We start from the raw sequence: 22,476 nt of genomic DNA, 5'->3' as shown, positions 1-22,476 counted from the left end.
GCCCGCGACGCGAGACGCGGCCTCCGGCCTCCTCGGGGAGGGCCGGAGGCCGCGTTCGCGTGCGGGGTCAGTGGAAGAAGTGGCGGGTCCCCGTGAAGTACATCGTCACGCCTGCCTTCTTCGCTGCCTCCACGACCAGTTCGTCGCGGACCGAGCCGCCGGGCTGGACGACGGCCTTGACGCCGGCCGCGGTGAGGATCTCCAGGCCGTCGGGGAAGGGGAAGAACGCGTCCGAGGCGGCGTAGGAGCCGCGGGCGCGGTCCTCGCCGGCCCGCTCGACGGCGAGCTTGGCGGAGTCGACGCGGTTGACCTGGCCCATGCCGACGCCGACCGAGGCGCCGTCCTTGGCGAGCAGGATGGCGTTGGACTTGACGGCGCGGCAGGCCTTCCAGGCGAAGGCGAGCTCGGCGAGCTCGTCCGCGGACAGCGCCTCGCCGGTCGCCAGCGTCCAGTTGGCCGGGTCGTCGCCGTCGGCCTGGAGGCGGTCGGTGACCTGCAGGAGCGCGCCGCCGTCGATCGGCTTGACCTCGACCGGGTACTCGGGGCGGCCCGGAGCCTTCAGGACGCGGATGTTCTTCTTCTTGGCGAGGGCCTCCAGCGCGCCGTCCTCGTAGTCGGGCGCGACGATGACCTCGGTGAAGATCTCGGCGACCTGCTCGGCCATCTCCTTCGACACCGGCCGGTTGACGGCGATGACGCCGCCGAACGCCGACAGCGGGTCACAGGCGTGCGCCTTGCGGTGCGCCTCGGCGACGTCCGAACCGACGGCGATGCCACAGGGGTTGGCGTGCTTGATGATCGCGACGCACGGCTCGTCGTGGTCGTACGCGGCACGGCGGGCGGCGTCCGTGTCCGTGTAGTTGTTGTACGACATCTCCTTGCCGTGCAACTGCTCGGCCTCGGCCAGGCCGCCCGTGCCGGAGGTGTAGAGGGCGGCCGGCTGGTGCGGGTTCTCGCCGTAGCGCAGGGTGTGGGCGCGGTCCAGGCTGGTGGCGATGAACTCGGGGAACTGCGAGCCGTCCTCGGCGGGCGCGTAGGAGGACGCGAACCAGGAGGAGACGGCGATGTCGTACTCGGCCGTGTGCCGGAAGGCCTCCGCCGCCAGACGCTTGCGGCTGGCGAGGTCGAAGCCGCCGTCGGCGACGGCACCCAGGACGTCGGCGTACCGGTCGGGGCTGGTGACGACCGCGACGGACGGGTGGTTCTTGGCGGCGGCGCGGACCATCGAGGGGCCGCCGATGTCGATCTGCTCGACGCACTCGTCCGGGGTGGCGCCGGAGGCGACGGTCTCCCGGAAGGGGTAGAGGTTGACGACGACCAGGTCGAACGGCTCCACGCCCAGCTCGGCGAGCTGCTCGCGGTGGCTCTCCAGGCGCAGGTCCGCGAGGATGCCCGCGTGCACCCGGGGGTGCAGCGTCTTGACCCGGCCGTCCAGGCACTCGGGGAACCCGGTCAGCTCCTCGACCTTGGTGACGGGGACACCGGCGGCGGCGATACGGCCGGCCGTGGACCCGGTGGAGACGAGCTCGACGCCCGCCTCGTGCAGGCCGCGCGCGAGGTCTTCGAGGCCCGTCTTGTCGTAGACGCTGACGAGCGCCCGGCGGATCGGCCGCTTACTGGTCCCGGCGGTGGCGGTCACTGGATAACTACCTTTCGTCCCTCAATGCGATGGCCGTTGCGGGCGAGGCGCCCCACGACCTCGACGAGCAGCCTTCGCTCGACTTCCTTGATGCGCTCGTGCAGAGCGCTCTCGTCGTCCTCGTCCCGGACCTCCACCACGCCCTGCGCGATGATCGGGCCGGTGTCGACGCCGTCGTCGACGAAGTGGACGGTGCAGCCGGTGACCTTGGCGCCGTACGCGAGCGCGTCCCGCACACCGTGGGCTCCGGGAAAACTGGGCAGCAGGGCGGGGTGCGTGTTGACGAACCGGCCGCCGAAACGGGCCAGGAACTCCTTGCCGACGATCTTCATGAACCCGGCGGAGACGACGAGGTCCGGCTCGTAAGCGGCCACGGCCTCGGCGAGGGCGGCGTCCCACTCGTCCCGCGTGTCGTAGTCCTTGACCCTGCGCACGAAGGTGGGCAGCCCGGCCCGCTCGGCGCGCGCGAGCCCCTCGATGCCGTCGCGGTCCGCGCCGACGGCCACGACGGCCGCCCCGTAGGCCTCGGTCCCGCCGGCCTCGATCTCGTCGAGGAGCGCCTGCAGGTTGGTGCCGGATCCGGAGACCAGCACGACGAGGCGCTTGACCACGGGCTTGGCGGCCACGGTGGGGCCCTTTCTCGGGGGAACGTTCTTCGGCGGCCGGACCGCCGTACGCGATGACGTGGCGCTTTGTACATTCGTACGAATGCTTCGCGCTCCCGGATACGGGGAAGTCTACGAAGCGGCCGACCGTCAGCAACGATACCGGCACACGGGGCGGCCCCCACGGGACGGGGGCGTGGCCGGAAGGTAGCGTCTGGGAGGAGTCGGTTCGGGAACGCGCCCGCCGTGCGGCGCGTTGACCGTGTGACGGCTCCCGCAGGACCAGCCGTACCCAGCCCGTTCGCCAGGTTCACGAACACGTTCACCAAGGGGAAGACGCTCTCTTGATGTCGGACCGCAGTCTGCGACTCCTCACGCTCCCCCCGCTCCCGGCCCCGGGAGGGGAGCGCGGCGCCGCGCTGCTGCGTGAGCGCCCGGCCTCACCGCCCGACGCACCGTCGGACCGCAAGGACGACGAGTCGGGCGGCACCCAGGACGACAACCCCTTCGCCCCGCCGCCGGAGGGCACGCCGGACCGGCCGTGGCAGCCGCGCCGCCCTGCGAGCGGCGAGGACGGCGAGGACTCCGGGGACCACTCCCCCTGGGGCAGCCAGTGGAGCGACCGCCAGCCGGGCCGCTCCTCGGGCGGTTTCGGCGAGCGCCCCGGCGGCCCGGCCCCCGGCCCCGAGGGTTCCGGTGGCGGTCCCGCGCCCGGCGGCACGGGCATGCGCTGGGACCCGACCGACCCGGTGCAGCGCCGCGCCCGCTACTCCCTCCTGTGCGGCATGTGGGCCTTCTTCTTCGCGCTCTTCAGCTGGCCGTACGTGTCCCTGCTGCTCGGCGCGCTCGCCCTGTACTGGGGCGGCAGCGCGCTGCGCGCCAAGACCCGCCCCGGCGACAACAACAACGCCCCGACCTCCGACGCCGGTTACCGCCCGCAGACGACGGCGGCGGTGAGCGGCCTGGTGACCGCCTCGCTGGCCATCGCCCTGGTGGCCGCGACGTTCACGGCCCAGCTGGTCTACCGCGACTACTACACCTGCACGAACGACGCCCTCACTAACCAGGCCAAGCAGTCCTGCAGCCACCTGCTGCCGAAGGAGCTGCGGGGACTCCTGGGCACGAACGGCTAGCCAGGCCCCGGTCCCCCGGTCCCGTCAGGGCCGACGGGGTTCCTCCGGGTCGTCCTCGTCGGGCCACCACGCCGACTGCGGCGGCTGCGACGGCTGTGGCGGCTGTGGCGACTGAGGCGGTTCGGGCGGCAGCGGCGACCGGGGCGGTTCGGGCGGCAGCAGGTCGTACGGCTCGAAGGACGTGTCGCGCTGCGCGAGCAGCGGGCGGTAGACGTCGTCGTCCTGGTCGTAGCCCTCGCCGTACGGCACGAGCGGGGTGCCGGTGGCCGCGCCGGTCCCGCCTCCCCCGGCCTCGGCCGCCCTCTGGAAACCGAGCCAGGCCCCTGCGGCGTGCCACGGCCTGGAGAACCAGCGCTCGTCTCGCGCCGCCCGCGTCGTCGGCTTGACGGGCCGCTCGATCCGCTCTCTTCTCTCCCGGCGTCCCCAGGCCCGCAGCCCCAGCGCCGTCGGCACCGACAACGCCGCGATCCACAGGAACGCCGCGCCGGCCGCCTGCCACCACACCGGCCCGAACCGGGAGAGCGTCGCGACCCCGAGCCGGCCGCCGGCGAGTGCGCCGAGCACGGCGACCCCGGCCGCGCAGAACAGCGCCGCCAGCCCGGCGACACCAGCGGTCCTGCCCCGCGACCACCCTTCCGTCCCCGCACCACCGCCCGCCGCCGGCCCGGCGACACCGGCGGTCCTGCCCCGCGACCACCCTTCCGTCCCCGCACCACCGCCCGCCGCCGGCTCCGCCCGCCCCACCAGCCATCCGGCCGTCACCCCGGCCGTCACCGGCACCACCGCCGCGGTCCAGTTCGCCCACCCCCCGGCACCCGCCTCCGGCACGGCCGCCAGCAGCGGGAACGGCGGCAGCAGCGACGCCGGCGCCGACGACAGGGGGTTCACCAGGTGACCGGCGCCGAGCGCGAATCCGGGGCCCAACGCGTACGACGCCCCCCACACCGCCGCGTTCGGCACCAGTACCGCGCACAGCAGCAGGACCGTGAACCTCCCCGACCACCCGTCCGTCAGGTGCAGGAAGGACGCGCGGGCCGCAGCGCCGTGCCACCCGAGGGACGCCCCCACCAGCAGGGCCCCGCCGCCGGCCAGCACCGCCGCCCCGGCCCCCGCGGCCCGCGCGGCCACGCCCAGCCGGACACGTCCCTCGGCCACCAGCAGCAGTCGCCGCGGGCCCGCGGGCAGCAGCACCAGCACTCCGTCCAGCGCCTCGCGCGGACGCCCGTACGCCGTCCACACCCCCAGGCCCGCCGCCCCCATGACGAGCAGCGGCGGGCAGACGGCCGTCCACACCCAGTCGGGCCGCAGCTCGCCGCCGGACGCGTACACGGCGGCGGCCGCGCCGACGCCGAGGTAGCCGAGCACGACACCCGCCCACGCCGCCGTGCCCGACGTCCCCGGCGCCTCCTCCTCGCCGCCGTCGACCGCGTCCCGCGCCGCCCGGTGCACCAGCCACACCGGGACGAGGAGCAGCAGCAGCGGCGTCACGCCCACGGGCGCGGGGGTGCCGGAGAGCGTGTCGGTGCGGACGAGTTCGGCGCCGTGCGCCAGCAGCCACAGCGCCGCCGCGACATGCAGCGCGCCGCCGGGCCCGCTGTCGGGGTAGGGCGAACTGATCCACAGCATCGTCACGAGCATGGCGAGCGATCCGAGCCCCAGCCCGGCGGCCACGGCGCCCCCCAGAAGACTGGCGGCCAGCCCGGGCGATCGGTCGCGCAGACGGACGAGCAGGGACGACAGGGGCGGTCGGCGAGCGGTCATCTGGATCACGACCGTCATGCTCCCAACGACACGCGCTTTTCCGTCGCAACAGGCGAACCACCGAAGTGTCGCTCAATATATGTTTATGTACTTTTCCGTGCGAAAGGGCCGTCCGTGACGCAGCCTCAGGAACCGGAGACGACCGCGCCGCTGACGCCCGCTCAGGCCTTCGACGCGCTGTACGCGTTCTGCGCCCCCGCCCTCGTACGGCAGACCTATCTGCTCACCGGCCGCCGCGAGCTCGCCCGCGAGTCGGTCGAGCGAGCCTTCCAACTCGCCTGGCAGCACTGGCCCGAGGTGGCCCGGGACCGGGACCCGGCGGGGTGGGTGCGCGCGGCGGCGTACGACTGCGCCCTCTCCCCCTGGCACCGCTTCCACCCCCGCTACCGCCACCCGGAGGCACCACCGGCCGACCCGTCCGACCGCATCCTGCTCTCCGCGCTCCTCGAACTCCCGCCGCCGTACCGCCGCACGCTCCTGCTGTACGACGGTGTGGGCCTGGACCTGCCCGAGACGGCGGCGGAGACGGAGGCCAGCACCCCGGCCGCGGCCGGCCGCCTGCTGCACGCCCGCGAGGTCGTCGCGGCACGCCTTCCGGACCTGGCCGATCCGCCCGAACTGCAGCGCCGCCTCGCCGCGCTGGCCGCCACGGAGCGGCTGCGCGCGACGAAGCCGCCGCGGGTGCGCACGGGCGGCGAACGGCGGACCCGGTTCTGGACGCGTGCCGCCATCGCCTTCACCGTCACCCTGATCGGGACGACCGCGTTCGCCCTGTGGACCGCTCCCACGCACTACGAGCCGCTGGTGGCCAAGGGACGTCCGGTCCAGGGGCTGCCGCCGCGGGTGTCGCTGGGCGCGCTGTCGGACGAGGAGGCGGAGCTCCGGCAGATGCTGCGCGACCAGATGGCGAACGGACCGGAGAGGCTGGTCCCCCTGGGGCGTTGACCGCGCCGCCGTGGCGTCCGTACAGGCCCGTACACGCCCGTGGGCCCGCCCCCCGAGCAGGGGGCGGGCCCACGGGCGTGCGGTGGGGTGCCTCAGCCGGCGAGGATCTCGCGCGCCAGCTTGGCGGTCTCGGTCGGGGTCTTGCCGACCTTGACGCCCGCGGCCTCGAGGGCCTCCTTCTTGGCGGCGGCCGTGCCGGAGGAGCCGGAGACGATGGCGCCCGCGTGGCCCATGGTCTTGCCCTCGGGCGCGGTGAAGCCCGCGACGTAGCCGACGACCGGCTTGGTCACGTTCTCCTTGATGAAGGCCGCAGCCCGCTCCTCGGCGTCGCCGCCGATCTCACCGATCATCACGATCAGGTCGGTGTCGGGGTCGGCCTCGAACGCGGCGAGCGCGTCGATGTGCGTGGTGCCGATGATCGGGTCGCCACCGATGCCGACGGCGGAGGAGAAGCCGATGTCCCGCAGCTCGTACATCATCTGGTACGTCAGGGTGCCGGACTTCGAGACCAGGCCGATGCGGCCCGGCTTGGTGATGTCGCCCGGGATGATGCCGGCGTTCGACTGACCGGGGGTGATCAGACCCGGGCAGTTGGGGCCGATGATCCGGGTCTTGTTGCCCTTGGACCCGGCGTACGCGTAGAACGCGGCCGAGTCGTGCACGGCGATGCCCTCGGTGATGACGACCGCGAGCGGGATCTCGGCGTCGATCGCCTCGACGACGGCGGCCTTGGCGAAGGCCGGCGGCACGAAGAGGACGGACACGTTCGCGCCCGTCTTCTCCATCGCCTCGGCGACCGTGCCGAAGACCGGGATATCGGTGCCGTCGAAGTCGACGGACGTGCCGGCCTTGCGCGGGTTCACGCCACCGACGATGTTCGTGCCGTCGGCCAGCATGAGCTTGGTGTGCTTCATGCCCGTGGCACCGGTCATGCCCTGGACGATGACCTTGGAGTCCTTGTTGAGGAAGATAGCCATGGCTGTGTTCCCTCGTCCTTACTTCGCAGCCGCGAGCTCGGCGGCCTTGTCGGCCGCGCCGTCCATGGTGTCGACGCGCTGCACCAGGGGGTGGTTGGCGTCGGTGAGGATCTTGCGACCCAGCTCGGCGTTGTTGCCGTCGAGACGGACGACGAGCGGCTTGGAGACGTCCTCGCCGCGGTCCTCCAGGAGCTTCAGGGCCTGCACGATGCCGTTGGCGACCTCGTCGCAGGCGGTGATGCCGCCGAAGACGTTGACGAAGACGGACTTGACGTCCGGGTCGCCGAGGATGATCTCGAGACCGTTGGCCATGACCTGCGCGGAGGCGCCGCCGCCGATGTCGAGGAAGTTGGCGGGCTTGACGCCGCCGTGGGCCTCACCGGCGTACGCGACGACGTCCAGGGTGCTCATGACGAGACCCGCGCCGTTGCCGATGATGCCGACCTCGCCGTCGAGCTTGACGTAGTTGAGGTTCTTCTCCTTGGCGGCGGCCTCGAGCGGGTTGGCCGCCTCCTTGTCGTGGAGGGCCTCGTGCTCCGGCTGGCGGAACTCGGCGTTCTCGTCCAGGGAGACCTTGCCGTCGAGGGCGATGACCTCGCCGGAGGCGACCTTCGCGAGCGGGTTGACCTCGACCAGGAGGGCGTCCTCCTTGATGAAGGTGTCCCACAGCTTGACGAGGACGTTGACGACCTTGTCGGCGACCTCGGCCGGGAACTTGGCGGCCGCGACGATCTCGCGGGCCTTCTCCTCGGTCACGCCCTCGTTGGCGTCGATCGGCGTCTTGGCGACGGCCTCCGGACGGGTGGCCGCCACCTCCTCGATCTCCACGCCGCCCTCGACGGAGGCGATGGAGAGGAAGGTGCGGTTGGCACGGTCGAGGAGGAAGGAGACGTAGTACTCCTCCACGATCTCGGGAGCGGTCTCGGCGATCATCACCTTGTGGACCGTGTGGCCCTTGATGTCCATGCCGAGAATGTCCGTCGCGCGGGCGACGGCCTCGTCGGGGGTGGCGGCGAGCTTCACGCCACCGGCCTTGCCGCGGCCGCCGACCTTCACCTGGGCCTTGACGACAGACTTGCCACCGAGGCGCTCGGTGGCTGCGCGGGCCGCCTCAGGCGTGTCGATGACTTCACCGGCCAGCACCGGTACATCGTGCTTGGCGAAGAGGTCCCTCGCCTGGTACTCGAACAGGTCCACGCGCTTCCGTCCCTATCAGTGATCTCGCGGTTCGTTGGATGCGTGGGCGTGCCGCGAAGGGCAACGTGACGTCCGCTTGGGTCACAGGGGAAGCGCACACGGTGTCCGAGCGCGCGGCATGTCCGTCTCGCAGGTTATCGCTGCTTGCTGGAGGCCCCTAAATCGAGGGTCACACCTGAGCGGTGATACCTGTCACATGATGCCGCACTCACTGGCACGGCGTGCCGCATGTGAGGCGACGGCGTCCTTCGGGTGCGGGGGTGACGTGCCGGATGTGAGGGGCGGCGGGCGGGCGGGGAGAGGCCGGGGAGGAGGCGGGGAGCAACCGGGGAGAGATCGCGGAAAGGGCTCTGAGCAGCCGGGAATCGGCCACAGTGGGGCCGAGGACGAGGCGGGGCCCCACCGGGCTGGGGTTGGCCCGGTGAGGCCCCTGGTACGGCCCCGAGGTCGCTCGAAAGCGCCGTGTCACGGGGCCCGGCCGGGCGGTCCCCACCCCAATGGGGACCGCCCGGCCCGTCCCGCGAGGCGTCGGGCGGACCGGCCGACGGATTTCGGCCGTCCGGGTCCCTCGTCCTCACGGAACCGGTCGTTCGCCGCGCGGTGTCCACACCCGGCCGCCACGCGCATCCGGCGGATGCGCGCACGGGGTGCCGCCGTCGCGGCGTTCGGGCGGTCGTCCTGGGACGCCGCCCGCGGAAGGGTCAGATGCTGTACGGGCGGGCCTGGGGCACGTCCGCCGCGGCGTGGAGGTGGCCCGGGGTGACCGCCTCGGCGACGTCCCGGACGCCGGTGACGGCATGCCCGGCGAGCGGGCCACCGGTGGCCTCGACCGTGCCGGTGAGGTCCTGGGCGAACGGCGCGGCCCGGCCCGTGACACCGTCGGCGAAGGAACCGGCTCCGCCGGCGACCCCGCCCACGAACGGCACGGCCTCGTCCGCGACGCCTTGCGCCAGTCCGGTCGCGCTGCCCGTGACGGGCCGGACGAGGCCGACGACGGGCTGGGCCGCCCGGGTGACGTCCTGCGCGAAGGGGCCGACCCGGCCGCTAACGCCGTACGCCAGATCGGTCGCGCTGCCCGTGACGGGCCGGACGAGGCCGACGACGGGCTGGGCCGCCCGGGTGACGTCCTGCGCGAAGGGGCCGACCCGGCCACCGACGCCGTACGCCAGATCGGTCGCGTCGCCGGTGACGCCCTGCGCGAGCGGCGGCACGTCCGCGACGACCCCGCCGGCGAAGCCGTGGACGTCCCCGGTCACGCCGTACGCCAGACCGCCCGCGTCCCCGACGGCCTGCCCCGCCACGGGCAGCACCCCGTGCACGGCGGTGCCCGCCACGGGCGGCAGCACGGAGCCGACGCCCTCGCCCGCGACCTCCGCGACGAGCCCGGAGGCGTAGGGCGGCACGTCCGCGACGACACCGCCCGCGACGGGCACCAACCCGCCGACGGCCTGCACGGCGACCGGCACGACGCCCGTCACCGCGTGTCCGGCGACCGGTACGACGCCCCTCACCGCGTGTCCGGCGACCGGCGGGACGGCGGACACGGCCGTCTCGTCGGCCACCGGAGTGATCGTGCCGGGCACGCCGGTGGCGGCACGGCCCGCGCCCGCGACGGTGTGCCGCGCCTTCGTCCGTACGACGCCGTCGACGCCGTCCGCCTGCGAACGGGACGCCGTCCGCACCCCCTGCAGCTTCGTCTGCGCCGCGGCGAGCGCCTCCTCGACCTCCGGCGCGAAGACGGAGAGCGGTCCGAAGAGGTAGTCGATGCCGTCCTGAGGGGCGTGGGCCGGGTCGGAGGCGGTGGCGCCGGCGACGGTGGCGGTGGCGGCGGCCTTGTCCGTGGTGGGCCGCGCCTTCGCCTGGGCGGCCCTGGCGCCCTGGATGGCCGCGGCGCCCTTGATCCTGCCGGGCTGGGAGGTCGGGGCCGTCGCCTTCGGTGGGGTGGAGGCGGCGCCGGTGGCGGTCTTCTCGGCGCCGGCCACGGGGCCGGCCGCGTCCTGCGTCGTGGAGGTGGCCGTGGTCGCGGTGCCGGTGACGGCCGAGACGGTGTCCTGCACGCCGGTCACGACCCCGTCGACGGTGCCCGTGACCGTGTCGGGGACGGTGCCGGTCAGGGTGCCGAGGGTGTTCTGGGTGTCCGGGGTGGTGTCGGAGACGGACAGCGAGGAGGACGGCAGCTCGTCCGCGCTGGCGACGGCGGAACCGAGCGCCCACGCGCCGGTCACACCGGCGGCTATGACGATCGAGCGACGGATGTTCTTGTTCATGCGTGCGTCAGATCCTTCGGATCCATGGAAGCGCCGAGGCATTGAGGGCTTCGGGCTTCGAAAGGCAGGGGGACATCGCCGGGGCGTCGTCCGGAACTCGGAAGGTGTCCGGACGGTCCGGCGGACCTGTTCCGCCCCGCACCGCGGAACCGCGGGCAGGCGGAAGGAACCGCCCTAGGCGGGGGAAACCGGGATGTCCCGGTGCCCGTCCCGGGTCGCGTCGCCGTGCGCACGGGCGGCGACGCCGGACAGCGTGCGCTGGGGCGCGCGATGGCCGAGGGCGACGGCCTGCGCGTCACCGTGCCTCGGCGTGCCGCTGTCGACGGCGGACCGGTTGCTGAGCACGCCGGTCGGGTCACCGCCGGGGGCCTGCGGGACCGGGGCGTAGCCGGCACCGTCGGCAGTCCGTCGGCCGTCGGCCCGCGCGCGGGCGTGAGCGGTGCCGCCGACCTCGTCGAACCGCGGGCCGTACGTCGCGCCACGCGCCGCCGAACGCCTCTCGCCGGAAGCATCACCTGCGACCGCCGCGTGCCCCGGGCCGTCCGGCTGGGTCACCGGCGCGGGCGCGGGCAGGGTCTGCCCGGGAACGGAGGGCAGACCCGGCAGACCCGGCAGGGACGGCGTGCCCGGCAACTCCGGCACCGAGGGCAGGGGCGGCAACTGCGGCAGCCCCGTGATCGGCGCGGTCGCCTCGGCCAGTCCGCCCGTCACCGTCACGACCAGGTCGCCGACCGGCCGCAGAACCGTGTCGTCCACGGACTGCACGACGTCGCCGACCACAGACCCGAGCACCGGAACGACCCCAGCGGCGCCGTGAGCGGGCGTGGTGCCGCCCGCGGGAGTACCGGAACCGGCGCGGTCGGCCTCGGCGCGGTCGGCCTCAGCGGAAGGCGCCGGCCTGGGCTTGGGCCTCGGTCGCGGCTGGGCGGAGTCGGACTGCTCGGGCCGCGCGGAGTCGCCCGGGCGATCGTGCCCGGCCGGGGCATGCGGCTGAGGCCTGCCCGGGGTACCGGCCTCGAGCCGTCCCGGGGCCGCCGTGAGGGCGTCGACGAGCGCGGTCGGGGCGGTCACGAGCCGCCCGACCACCGGCCCCGGTGCCGACGACGACGTCCCCGGCACCTCGTCCGCCGCGTGCGCCTGCTCCCCGCAGAGGAACCCGAGCGCGAACAGCCCTCCGACCAGCACCATCACCTGCAGCGCACGCCGACCGGCCGCGGAGCGCATCACGCGCAGAGCGGCGGCGGGCAGGGCTGTCGGCCAGGTCAAGAGGGAAAGCCTCTCGTGCGGCGGAACGGTGCGGACCAACTCCGCGCGGCGGGGCCGTGGAGAGCCATGAAGCGGCCCGACGCCGTGCGGACGAGCGGAGCGCATCGCACCGCTGATGAGGCGTCGATACTTGCACGGCCCTCCCGAGGTAGCGCAAGCCCCCTGTTACCGATGGGTAGTCATGTCCGTTTTGCTGGCCGAAGTCGGACGACGACTGGTCGACAAATCGTCATCGAGCCGACCTGCCTGACGGCTCCTCAGGCGGTGTCCGGTATCGGCAGCGGCCGCTTCTCGATCGCCGCCGCCATCACCTCCGGGAAGAGGTCGGGCGTGCAGGCGAACGCCGGCGCCCCCAGCGCGGCGAGCGCGGCCGCGTGTTCACGGTCGTACGCCGGAGCCCCCTCGTCGGAGAGCGCGAGCAGCGCGACGAACTGCACGCCGGACGCCTTCATCGCGGCGACCCGCTTGAGCATCTCGTCGCGGATGCCGCCCTCGTAGAGGTCACTGATCAGGACGACGACCGTGTCGGCGGGCCGGGTGATCTGCGACTGGCAGTAGGCGAGCGCCCGGTTGATGTCCGTACCGCCGCCCAGCTGGGTGCCGAAAAGGACGTCGACCGGGTCGTCGAGCTGGTCGGTGAGGTCGACGACCGCCGTGTCGAAGACGACGAGTCGCGTGGAGATCGTCCGCATCGAGGCGAGCACCGCCCCGAACACCGAGGCGTACACCACCGACGCCGCCATGGATCCCGATTGATCGATACAGAGCACGACCTCCTTCTTCGTGGACCGGGACGCCCGCCCGTATCCGATGAGCCGCTCGGGCACGACGGTCCGGTACTCGGGCAGGTAGTGCTTGAGGTTGGCCGCGATGGTGCGGTTCCAGTCGATGTCATGATGGCGCGGCCGGCTGATCCGGGCACTGCGGTCCAGGGCGCCGGTGAGCGTGGCCCGGGTGCGGGTGGCGAGCCGCTTCTCCAGGTCCTCGACGACCTTGCGCACGACCGCCCGCGCCGTCTCCTTCGTCGTCTCCGGCATCGCCTTGTTGAGCGAGAGCAGCGTGCCGACGAGGTGCACGTCGGCCTCCACCGCCTCCAGCATCTCCGGCTCCAGCAGCAGCGTGGCCAGTCCCAGCCGGTCGATGGCGTCGCGCTGCATGACCTGGACGACGGAGGAGGGGAAGTAGGTCCGGATGTCGCCGAGCCACCGCGCCACGGACGGCGCCGAGGCGCCGAGCCCCGCGGAGCGGTCCCGACCCCGCTGCCCCTGCCGGTCCGCCTTCCCGTACAGCGAGGTCAGCGCCCCGTCCATCGCGGCGTCCCGGCCGGACAGCGCGCATCCGGTGCCGTCGGCCGCGTCGCCTCCGAGGACCAGCCGCCAGCGCCGCAGCCGCTCCTGCGCCGGGTCCATCGCCGCGGGCGTCATCGTCTCGGCCGCCCTCGCCTCGGCCGTCATCGCCGCACCCCCGTACGGTCCCTTTCCCACAGCGGGACGACGGCGATGGCGCCCGTGGGACGGTGCTGCGTCCCGCCGCCGTCCCCGGTCCCCGCGGCGGCCGTCCCTGCGGCGCCCTCTCGGGTCTTCCCCGGTCGGTCGTTCGTCATCCCGTCACCCCCGCCAGATCGTTCTCGACGTTCTGTTCCGCCTCTTCCGCACGTTGCGGACCGTCCTCCGGCCCACCGAGCCCCAGCAGCAGCCGCACCACCGGGACCACGGCGTCGGCGCGGTCGCTCTCGAGCTCGGCCGCGAAGCCGGGCAGCCCGGCACCGGCCGCCGCGGCGCTCGCCCGCTGCCCCGGCCCCCGCCGCACGAGTTCGCCGAGCGTGCGCCGCACTCCGGGCTCGTAGGCCGAGAACGTCCGCCGCAGCAGCGGCAGGACGTCCGTGAACGCCTCCGTCGGCACCCCGGTCAGCCAGGCGTCGACCAACTCGAGCAGCCGCTCGTCGTGCAGCAGGAGCATCCCGCCGCCCGAACCGCCGCCGACGAAGCCCTCGATCCAGGCCGCGGCGTCGCCCGGAGGTGTTCCCGGCGACAGCACGAGCCCCATGAGCCTGGCCGCCTCGTCCTGGGCCAACTCGCCGTCGTCCAGCAGCAGTCGGACCGCCCGCCCGCGGATCACGCCGGGCACGGTGTCGCGCTCGGACAGCACGTGCAGGACCGACTGCCACCGAGCACGAAGGTCACGGTGCGTCCCGGGACCGTCGGCCGGGGACGCGGGCGCGTCGGCGAGAAGGGCCACCGCCCCCTGCACCGCGTCCACATGGCACCGCATCTCCTCGGCCGCGTCCGCGTCCAGGGCCGCGCACGCCGGGGGCAGGCCGACGAAGACCCGCTCGGCGAGCCCGGCCGCGACCTCGGCCAGCGCCCTGGTGTCGGTGCCGCGCACGTCGCCGTAGCGCAGGGAGCGGACCAGTGCCGGCAGGGCCTGGGCAAGGTGGCCGACGTCCGCGTCGAGCGCGGCCCGGTCGGCGAGGACCCGCATCACCACGGGCAGCGCCTCCGGCAGTTCGGCCAGCAGGCAACGCTCGGCGAGAGCGGTGACCTCGGCGAGGCCCTGGGCGGCGACCGCGTCCGCCTCCGCCCTGGCCGTCGCGGCGGCGAGCACCGTCGTACCCCACACCCCCGCCTCCGCCACCCGCACCGCCAGTTCGGGCTCCCAGCGCAGCCGCCAGGTCTCCCGGAACGTCCCCGTGCTCCCCCGGGAGGCCACCGGCTCGCCCCAGGCGACGCCCAGCAACCGCAGGCGGTGCAGCAGCGTGCTGCGGCCGGCGTCGGTCTCCTTGCGCAGGTCCAGCTCCAACTCCCGCTCCAGCGCCTCCGGTTTGAGCCGCAACCGGCGCTGGGTGCGGTCCAGGTCCCGCTGCAACGGCACCGCGGGCGCCGACCGTGGCACCTCGCCCAGCACGTCTCCGACGACCAGTCGGTCGTGCACCAGCGCCAGCGGCACGTCCGAGCCCTCGCACATCACCGCGCGCACGGCGTCGGTCGTCTCGCCGAGCCCCGGCAGCGGGCGGCCCCTCATCGCGGCGAGCGTCTCGGCCAGCCGCACCGCCTCGATGACGTGCGCGGAGGAGACGATCCGGTCCTCCTCGCGCAGCAGTCCGGCGACCTTGGTCATCCACCGTTCCACCGGCCGGTCCGGCGCGCCGAACAGATGCCCGTACCAGCCCGGCGAGTGGATTCCCGCGCCGTAGCCGCTGGCCCGGGACAGCCGCCGGTGCGTCCACGGCACCCACGTCATGTCCGCCTTCACCTTGGGCAGGCCCTTCAGCAGCGCCCGGTCGACGGTGACGGCAGTCCTCCGCCGCAGCGCGGGCACGTGCCAGGCACCGCACACGACGGCCACCCTGTCCCCGAACTCCCGTTGCGCCGCCCGTATCTGGAGCCGCATGTACGCCTCGCGCACGAGGTCCCGGCCATGGCCTCCGTCGCCGTACGTCTCGCGCAGCGCCCCCATCGCCTCCTCGAGCACCCTGAACGGCGCGAAGGGGTCCCCCTCGCCGCTCCCCCGGTGCTCCACGACGTCCTCCCACCACCGCTCGGGATCGTCGTACCCGGCGGCTTCGGCGAGCACCGCTAGGGGGTCGACACGGATGTCCTCGTGCGAGGAGCTCGCGCCGCCCGGGGAGTCACCGGCCTCCTCACCGTCGCCCTCGCCCGCCTCCCGCCCGCTGCCGTCGGCTTCCGGGGCCCCGCTGCCGTGGCCCCCCGCCTCCGGGGACCCGTCGCCCTCCTCCCCCACGGCTTGGTCGGTCTCGTCCCGCCCCCAGGCCAGCGTGTGCGTCGCCGGCAGGTCGATGAAACGGGCCGGTACCTCGTGCTCCAGCGCCCAGCGGATCGCGACCCACTCCGGGGAGAACTCGGCGAGCGGCCAGAAGGCCGAGCGGCCGGGCTCGTCCACGGCGTGGGCGAGCAGGGCGACCGGCGGCCGCATGTCCTCCTCGCCGGCCAGCGCGATCAGCGCGTCGGCCTCGGGCGGTCCCTCGATCAGCACGGTCTCGGGCCGGGCCGCGTCCAGCGCCGCCCGCACGGCGCGTGCCGAACCGGGCCCGTGATGCCGCACGCCGAGCAGCAGCGGCCCGCCCCCGACAGCCCCGCCCCCGTCCCTCTCAAGTCCCGCCACACCGTCCCCCTCGTCCTCGCGACCGCCGCCCGCCTACGCGGGGCACCTTCCCCGCAGCGCCCCGTCCTCGGCTCTTTCCGCCGCCCCCGCGCTCCCCCTCCCTCACGCGCTCACCTCTCGGCAGGCCCGGTAGAAGTCCGTCCAGCCGTCGCGTTCGCGGACGACCGCCTCCAGGTACTCCCGCCAGATGACGCGGTCGGCCGCGGGGTCGCGGACGACGGCGCCGAGGATGCCCGCGGCGACGTCGCCGGCCCGCAGAACGCCGTCGCCGAAGTGGGCCGCCAGGGCCAGGCCGCTGGTGACGACGGAGATCGCCTCGGCGGTCGACAGAGTGCCACTCGGGGACTTGACCTTGGTCCGGCCGTCGGAGGTGACGCCGTCGCGCAGTTCGCGGAAGACCGTCACCACGCGGCGGATCTCGTCGACGCCGTCCGGCACCGCCGGCAGGTCGAGGGAGCGGCCGATCTGGTCGACGCGCCGCGAGACGATGTCGACCTCGGCCTCGACGCTCTCCGGCAGCGGCAGCACCACCGTGTTGAAGCGGCGGCGCAGGGCGCTGGAGAGGTCGTTGACGCCGCGGTCGCGGTCGTTGGCCGTGGCGATCAGGTTGAAGCCGCGGACCGCCTGCACCTCCTGCCCCAGCTCCGGTATGGGCAGCGTCTTCTCGGACAGGATGGTGATGAGGGTGTCCTGCACGTCGGCCGGGATGCGGGTCAGCTCCTCCACCCGCGCCGTCATCCCCTCCGCCATGGCCCGCATGACCGGGCTGGGTACCAGGGCGTCCCGGCTCGGGCCGTTCGCCAGCAGCTGCGCGTAGTTCCAGCCGTAGCGGATCGCCTCCTCCGGCGTGCCCGCCGTGCCCTGCACGAGCAGCGTCGAGTCGCCGCTGACCGCGGCCGCGAGGTGTTCCGACACCCAGGTCTTGGCCGTGCCGGGCACGCCCAGCAGGAGCAGGGCGCGGTCGGTGGCGAGCGTGGTGACGGCCACCTCGACGATGCGGCGCGGGCCCACGTACTTCGGTGTGATCACCGTTCCGTCCGGCAGGGTGCCGCCGAGGAGGTACGTCGCCACCGCCCACGGCGACAGCTTCCAGCGGGCCGGGCGCGGACGGTCGTCCTGCGCGGCCAGCGCGGCGAGTTCGGCGGCGAAGGCGTCCTCGGCATGCGGCCGCAACGCCTCTGCCGGCTCCTTCACCCGTGCTTCGGCTACATCGACGGCGGTCGGTTCCACGGACACAGACATGGCTGAGGCCCCCTCCAGCTCGGCCGGTTCGGATCTGCCACCAACCGTGCACCACGCCACTGACAATCCGTTCCGACCTGCGCAAACGCTCTCGCCGGGCCGATTGTCAGTGGGGGGATCTACCGTCGAGGACATGACTCAGCAGGGGGTGCGCTGGAGCGCGGACCAGGTGCTGGCGCTGGCGCCTGACGCCGCGTCACGCAAAGCGGGGAGCAAACTCGGTGCGGCGGGGCCGTGGTCCGGGACGGGCAGCTGTGACGAGGGGACGGTGTGGGGGCTGTGCAAGGGCAGTGGCAGCAAGCCGTATCAGACGGTCGTCGACCTCGCGGACGCGGCGGGCCCGGCGTACAAGTGCAGTTGCCCGAGCCGCAAGTTCCCGTGCAAGCACGCGCTCGGGCTGTTGCTGCTGTGGGCCGAGGACGGGGCGGTGCCCGCCGGGCGGGCGCCGGACTGGGCGCTGCAGTGGATAGAGGGCAGAAGGCAGCGCGCCGAGCAGAAGCGGGAGGCGGGGGCCGACGGTTCGGCGTCGGGGGGCGCTGATCCGGAGGCGGCGCGGCGCCGGGCGGACCGCCGGGCCGAGCGGGTCACCGCGGGGGCGACCGAGCTGGAGCAGCGCCTGGCGGACCTGCTGCGCGGCGGCCTGGCAAGCGCGGAGCAGGCGGGATACGGGCTGTGGGAGGAGACCGCGGCCCGCATGGTGGACGCGCAGGCTCCCGGACTGGCCGCGCGGGTGCGGGAGTTGGGGGTGATCCCGGCGTCCGGGCCGGGCTGGCCGGTGCGCCTGCTGGAGGAGTGCGCGCTGCTGCACCTCCTGGACCAGGGCTGGCTGGGGCGGGAGCAGCTGCCGGAGGGGCTGGCGGCGACGGTCCGGTCCCGCGTCGGCCTGCCGGGCTCCGCGGACGGGCCGCCGCTGCGTGACCGCTGGCTGGTCCTCGCGCAGTACGACACGGCGGACGCCCGCCTGACCACCCGCCGGATCTGGCTCCACGGCGCCGACTCGGAGCGCACGGTCCTGCTGCTGTCGTACGGCGCCGCGGGCCGGGCGCCGGAGCTCGCGCTGCCGGTGGGGCTGGTCCTGGACGCGGAGGTGTCGGCCTATCCGGGTACCGGGCAGCTGCGGGCGGCGCTCGGCGAGCAGTTCGCGCCGCCGGCGCCGGCGGGGGCACGGCCGCGAGGAGTGACGACGTCGCAGGCCGCCGCCCGCTACGGCACGGCACTGCGGGACGACCCCTGGCTGGAGTCCGTCCCGGTGACCCTGGACCGGGTCGTCCCGACGCCGGACGGCGACTCCTGGCAGCTGGCGGACGCCGACGGGGACGCGGCTCTGCCGCTCACCCCCGCCGCCAGGTCCCGCCCGGGCCTGTGGCGCCTGGTCGCCCTCTCGGGCGGCGCCCCCGTGACGGTCTTCGGCGAGTGCGGCCACCGCGGCTTCACCCCGCTGACGGCGTGGCCCGAGACGGCGGGCGAGGCGGTATCGCTGTGCTGAACCACCCGACCGGCCGAGGGCGCCGCACCACACGAAGGCGGACGACACGCGGGTCACCCGTTCCGCGTATCAAGCCTCATCAAGGTCGACCCACCCGTCGCAGCCCCGTCACCAGCACCGGGGCCGGGCCCCGCACAGGCCCACGGCCCCCACAACCCCCGGAAGGCCATCTCGTCACCTGCGGCCCACAGTGATCAGTGACCCCTTTCTTATCGACTTTACGCATTTGTCCGGCCCGACGGGACACCCGGTTCCCGTGAGTCGTCAACGACTCCCGGGCGCCTCACGGAGAGGAAGCGCATGACGATCAGGACATCCACAGCTGTGGATACTCCCTCGCCGGGCGCCTGGGAGGAGCTCGTGACGGTGGCGCTGCTCGGCACCGAGCGGCGGACGCCGCCGGGGGGCGCGGCGGGGCGCGAGGCGCCGGTGGCGCTGCTGGACGCGGCGGCCGTGCAGACCCTGCGGCGGCGGGCCGGGCTGCGGCCCGCCCGCGCCGCCGCGCGGCCGGAGCCGGCCGCCGAGGACCCGCGCCCCCCACTCCCCGCGGCGGCGGCACGCCGACTGGCCCTGCTGCTCACGGACCGCCCCGGAACGGGCGGCGGCCGCAGAGGCACCGCTCCGGACCTGATGGAGCTGCTGCCCCAGTGGCTGGCGGCGGCGAACGCCCGCGGCTTCGCCCCACCGCCCGAGATGCTGCCCGCGCTGCTGGACGCGGCCCGGGGGCGTACGGATCTGCGCCCGGCGGCGCTGGCGTTCGCCGGGCCGCGCGCGATGTGGCTCGCCCGACTCAACCCGGACTGGCGGTTCGCCCTGCGTGCCGCGCCCGGCGGAGGCACGGCGCTGCCGCGGCTGGAGGACGAGGAGCGGACCCGGCGGCTGTGGCAGGAGGGCCTGTTCGCGGAACGCGTCGCCCTGCTGTCCGCGCTGCGCGCCCGGGAGCCCGCGGCCGCGCGGGAGTTGCTGGCGACGACCTGGCCGACGGAGCGGGCCGAGGACCGCCTGATGTTCCTCGACTCGCTGCGCACGGGCCTCGGCCCGCGGGACGAGCCCTTCCTGGAGCAGGCGCTGGCCGATCGCAGCCGCAATGTCAGGGCGACGGCCGCCGAGTTGCTCTCGGCGCTGCCCGACTCGGCCCTCGCGGCCCGGATGGCGGTACGGGCCGGGGCCTGCGTCGCCGTCGATCACACCGGGGTCGCCCCGGCGATCGTCGTCGAAGCGCCGCACGAGTGCGACGCGGGCATGGAGCGGGACGGAGTCGTGGCGAAGGCTCCGGCCGGGCGGGGTGAACGATCGTGGTGGTTGGGGCAGTTGGTCGAGGCGGCGCCGCTCGCGGTCTGGTCCGGCCGGCTCGGCGGGCGGACGCCCGCCGAGATCGTGGCCCTGCCGGTGACGGACGACTGGCAGGGCGAACTGCACGCCACGTGGTGCCGGGCCGCCGTACGGCAGCGGGATCCCGCGTGGGCGCGGGCCCTGCTCGGTGTCCCCTCGGCCCCGGAGGCGGGCGGGCCGGGGGCGGTGTCCCTCGCCGAGCGCGCCAAGCTGCTCGGCACACTGGCCGCCGGCGAACGGGCCGAGTGGGTGGCCGGGTTCATAGCGGCGCACGGACTGTCCGAGGCGTTCCAGCTGCTCGGGGTGTGCGCGGTGCCCTGGTCCGCGCCGCTCGGGCGGGCGGTGGTCGACGCCCTCAACATCGCACGTGACGCGGGGAGTTACCCATGGAGCTTCAGCGGAGTGATGGGCCTGGCCGAGCGCTGCCTCGACCCCGCCGAGGCGAGCCGCCTCGACGGCCTGCTGGCGGTCCCGGCCGAGACGGAGGACTCGTCGCCGGGCGCGGGCGGCTACTGGGCGGAGGCGTTCCAGCGCCTGGGCACGACCCTGCGCCTGCGCGCGGCGATGGCGCAGGAGCTGGGGGCGTAGGAGCCGGGGGCGCAGGGCGGCACGCCCTCAGGGCCGGCCACCCCCGGCCACCCGCAGTTCGGGACGGGGGGCTACGCCTCCGCCGGCTGCCTGACGTTGGCGCGCACCCAGTCCACGATCGACTGGGTCGTCGCCCCGGGGGTGAAGATCTCCGCGACGCCCTTCTCCTTCAGCGGGGCGATGTCCGCCTCGGGGATGATCCCGCCGCCGAAGACGAGGATGTCCTCCGCCTCCCGCTCCTTGAGCAGGTCGATCACCGCCGCGAAGAGCGTGTTGTGGGCGCCCGAGAGGATGGACAGCCCGATCGCGTCGGCGTCCTCCTGGATCGCGGTGTCGACGATCTGCTCGGGCGTCTGGTGGAGCCCGGTGTAGATGACCTCCATACCGGCGTCGCGCAGTGCCCGCGCGATCACCTTGGCCCCTCGATCGTGGCCGTCGAGCCCCGGCTTGGCCACCACCACGCGGATCGGACCGGCTGCCACACCCATCACTGCCTCCATGAAGCGACTGCATTCATCCCTACCGACGAGTACTGCCGTACCCACATCGGGCGGGGAAGTGAACGAACGTTATCGCCAGCATCCCGCAACCGGCCGTTTCACGGTGCGGACCGAGGGGGAAATCACACGGTGGGACACGTTCGCAGCGCACCGTTCCGAGTCTTTGCGGCACAAGGGCCGCAGCGGGAGCAGGCGCAACGGGAGCCGCGACGAGGTCGCCGCACCACCGTGCCGCGGGCCGCGCGCCGCGGAGGTGCGGTGCGTCGGTGCTGCCCGGAAGGCATCGCCGACACCGTCGCCGCGACATCCCACGAGGGCACACGGGGGTCGGAGCCGTCCTCCTGCGTGTCGACAGGAGGTCGGCCATGAAGGTCACCAGGGCAGTGCAGCCCTTTTTTCCGTTCTGCCAGCGGCTGCTCCCCGTCAGACTGGCGGGACTCTCCGTGGCCCTGCTGAAGGCGACCGCCCTGGAACTCGCGATCCTCGCGGGTCACCTCCTCCTCTATCCCTCGGGCATCACCCAGGAGCGCCGCGTACCGGTACCGCTCCCCTCGCCCGACGGCGCCGCGCAACTGCCGACCGAGGCCAGGCCTCCGGTCGTGCTCCTGCACGGCTTCATCGACAACCGCTCGGTCTTCGTGCTGCTGCGCCGCAGCCTCGCCCAGCACGGCAGGCAACAGGTCGAGTCGCTCAACTACTCGCCGCTGACCTGCGACATCCGTAGCGCGGCCGAGCTGCTCGGCCGGCACATAGAGGAGATATGCGAGCGCACCGGCAGCAGCCAGGTCGACGTGGTCGGGCACAGCCTCGGCGGGTTGATCGCCCGGTACTACGTGCAGCGGCTCGGCGGCGACCTCCGGGTCCGCACGCTGGTCACGCTGGGCACGCCGCACTCCGGCACCAGCGTGGTGCCGCTGGCGAACGCGCACCCGATCGTGCGGCAGATGCGCCCCGGCTCGGAGCTGATCGAGGAACTGAAGCGGCCCGCGCCGGGCTGCCGTACGCATTTCATCAGTTTCTGGAGCGATCTGGACCACCTGATGGACCCGCTGGAGACGGCCTGCATCGACCACCCCGACCTGATGGCGCAGAACGTGCAGGTGAGCGGGATCGGGCATCTCGCCCTGCCGGTGCACCCCGCCGTGGCCACCGGGATACGCCAGGCCCTCGACGCCGACCGGACGGGAGCCGAAGCAGCCGCCCGCTCTGGGGGCCTGACAGTGGCCTGAGAGCCCGCTGACGACTCACCGACATCGAACGCATATCGAACACAAGGCCAAAGCCGCGCCCGCACTCCCCCGAAAGACGGCCGAATGCCCGTTTCCCGCGCGCCCGAAACCAGTTGAAGATTGTCGCGCCCGCATACCGCCGGGTACAGTCGCCGCACTGCTCTGGCAGCCCCTGTTGTCGAGGCGA

Annotated in this window: 16 protein-coding genes; 5 read left to right on the top strand and 11 right to left on the bottom strand. The window is 74.1% G+C overall.

Going from position 1 to position 22,476, the window contains the following annotated elements; translation table 11 throughout:
* Window positions 1-67 precede the first annotated feature (67 nt).
* Both purH and purN read right to left on the bottom strand, forming a co-directional pair.
* Entirely contained in the window at window positions 68-1,639 is a 1,572-nt protein-coding gene (gene purH / locus LN251_RS17905; protein WP_458245281.1) for a bifunctional phosphoribosylaminoimidazolecarboxamide formyltransferase/IMP cyclohydrolase, read from the bottom strand.
* Entirely contained in the window at window positions 1,636-2,265 is a 630-nt protein-coding gene (gene purN, locus LN251_RS17900) for a phosphoribosylglycinamide formyltransferase (protein ID WP_458245280.1), read from the bottom strand. The genes purH and purN overlap by 4 nt, the downstream gene beginning before the upstream one ends.
* A 326-nt stretch (window positions 2,266-2,591) precedes the next feature.
* On the opposite strand from purN, the gene LN251_RS17895 reads away from it, so the two are divergent.
* A complete protein-coding gene (locus tag LN251_RS17895) occupies window positions 2,592-3,377 on the top strand; it encodes a hypothetical protein (RefSeq protein WP_458245279.1) in 786 nt (261 codons plus the stop codon).
* Window positions 3,378-3,401: 24 nt separating this feature from the next.
* Here LN251_RS17895 and LN251_RS17890 read toward each other — a convergent pair whose 3' ends face one another.
* Complete coding sequence (locus LN251_RS17890) at window positions 3,402-5,156, bottom strand: cell division protein PerM (RefSeq protein WP_458245278.1); 1,755 nt, start codon at window positions 5,154-5,156, stop codon at window positions 3,402-3,404.
* A 96-nt stretch (window positions 5,157-5,252) separates the two neighbouring features.
* Between LN251_RS17890 and LN251_RS17885 the strand changes: the two genes are divergently transcribed.
* Window positions 5,253-6,083: an RNA polymerase sigma factor gene (locus tag LN251_RS17885; protein ID WP_458245277.1), complete on the top strand. Its 831-nt coding sequence runs from the start codon at window positions 5,253-5,255 to the stop codon at window positions 6,081-6,083.
* A 92-nt stretch (window positions 6,084-6,175) separates the two neighbouring features.
* On the opposite strand, the gene sucD is transcribed toward LN251_RS17885, so the two are convergent.
* From sucD to LN251_RS17850, 7 genes are all read right to left on the bottom strand, one after another.
* The gene (sucD, locus tag LN251_RS17880) at window positions 6,176-7,060 is read right to left on the bottom strand and encodes a succinate--CoA ligase subunit alpha (protein WP_458245276.1); all 885 of its coding nucleotides are present in this window, start codon (window positions 7,058-7,060) and stop codon (window positions 6,176-6,178) included.
* Between the two features lie 18 nt (window positions 7,061-7,078).
* Window positions 7,079-8,257 carry an ADP-forming succinate--CoA ligase subunit beta gene (gene sucC, locus LN251_RS17875; protein ID WP_458245275.1) on the bottom strand — a complete coding sequence of 393 codons (1,179 nt, stop codon included), beginning with the start codon at window positions 8,255-8,257 and terminating at the stop codon, window positions 7,079-7,081.
* 701 nt (window positions 8,258-8,958) lie between these two features.
* Window positions 8,959-10,524 (bottom strand): hypothetical protein, encoded by a 1,566-nt coding sequence (locus LN251_RS17870; protein ID WP_458245274.1) that lies wholly within the window; start codon window positions 10,522-10,524, stop codon window positions 8,959-8,961.
* Window positions 10,525-10,698: 174 nt separating this feature from the next.
* A complete protein-coding gene (locus tag LN251_RS17865; protein ID WP_458245273.1) occupies window positions 10,699-11,790 on the bottom strand; it encodes a hypothetical protein in 1,092 nt (363 codons plus the stop codon).
* A 257-nt stretch (window positions 11,791-12,047) separates the two neighbouring features.
* A complete protein-coding gene (locus tag LN251_RS17860; protein WP_458246740.1) occupies window positions 12,048-13,214 on the bottom strand; it encodes a VWA domain-containing protein in 1,167 nt (388 codons plus the stop codon).
* Between the two features lie 175 nt (window positions 13,215-13,389).
* On the bottom strand, window positions 13,390-15,912 hold the full coding sequence (locus LN251_RS17855; protein WP_458245272.1) for a DUF5682 family protein: 2,523 nt from the start codon (window positions 15,910-15,912) through the stop codon (window positions 13,390-13,392).
* 102 nt (window positions 15,913-16,014) lie between these two features.
* Window positions 16,015-17,154, bottom strand: a complete 1,140-nt coding sequence (locus LN251_RS17850; protein ID WP_458245271.1) for an ATP-binding protein — start codon at window positions 17,152-17,154, stop codon at window positions 16,015-16,017.
* A gap of 133 nt (window positions 17,155-17,287) precedes the next feature.
* Between LN251_RS17850 and LN251_RS17845 the strand changes: the two genes are divergently transcribed.
* Window positions 17,288-18,640 (top strand): SWIM zinc finger family protein, encoded by a 1,353-nt coding sequence (locus LN251_RS17845; RefSeq protein ID WP_458245270.1) that lies wholly within the window; start codon window positions 17,288-17,290, stop codon window positions 18,638-18,640.
* 300 nt (window positions 18,641-18,940) lie between these two features.
* Window positions 18,941-20,560 (top strand): DUF5691 domain-containing protein, encoded by a 1,620-nt coding sequence (locus tag LN251_RS17840; protein WP_458245269.1) that lies wholly within the window; start codon window positions 18,941-18,943, stop codon window positions 20,558-20,560.
* A gap of 71 nt (window positions 20,561-20,631) precedes the next feature.
* On the opposite strand, the gene LN251_RS17835 is transcribed toward LN251_RS17840, so the two are convergent.
* Entirely contained in the window at window positions 20,632-21,048 is a 417-nt protein-coding gene (locus LN251_RS17835) for a cobalamin B12-binding domain-containing protein (protein WP_351562592.1), read from the bottom strand.
* A 377-nt stretch (window positions 21,049-21,425) separates the two neighbouring features.
* Between LN251_RS17835 and LN251_RS17830 the strand changes: the two genes are divergently transcribed.
* Entirely contained in the window at window positions 21,426-22,289 is an 864-nt protein-coding gene (locus tag LN251_RS17830; RefSeq protein ID WP_458245268.1) for a lipase family alpha/beta hydrolase, read from the top strand.
* The last annotated feature ends 187 nt before the right edge of the window (window positions 22,290-22,476 follow it).

The sequence above is a fragment of the Streptomyces sp. MAI_2237 genome, from assembly GCF_054189285.1.
Note: the sequence above shows the minus strand (reverse complement) of the source record. Positions and strands in the feature narration are given on the sequence as shown.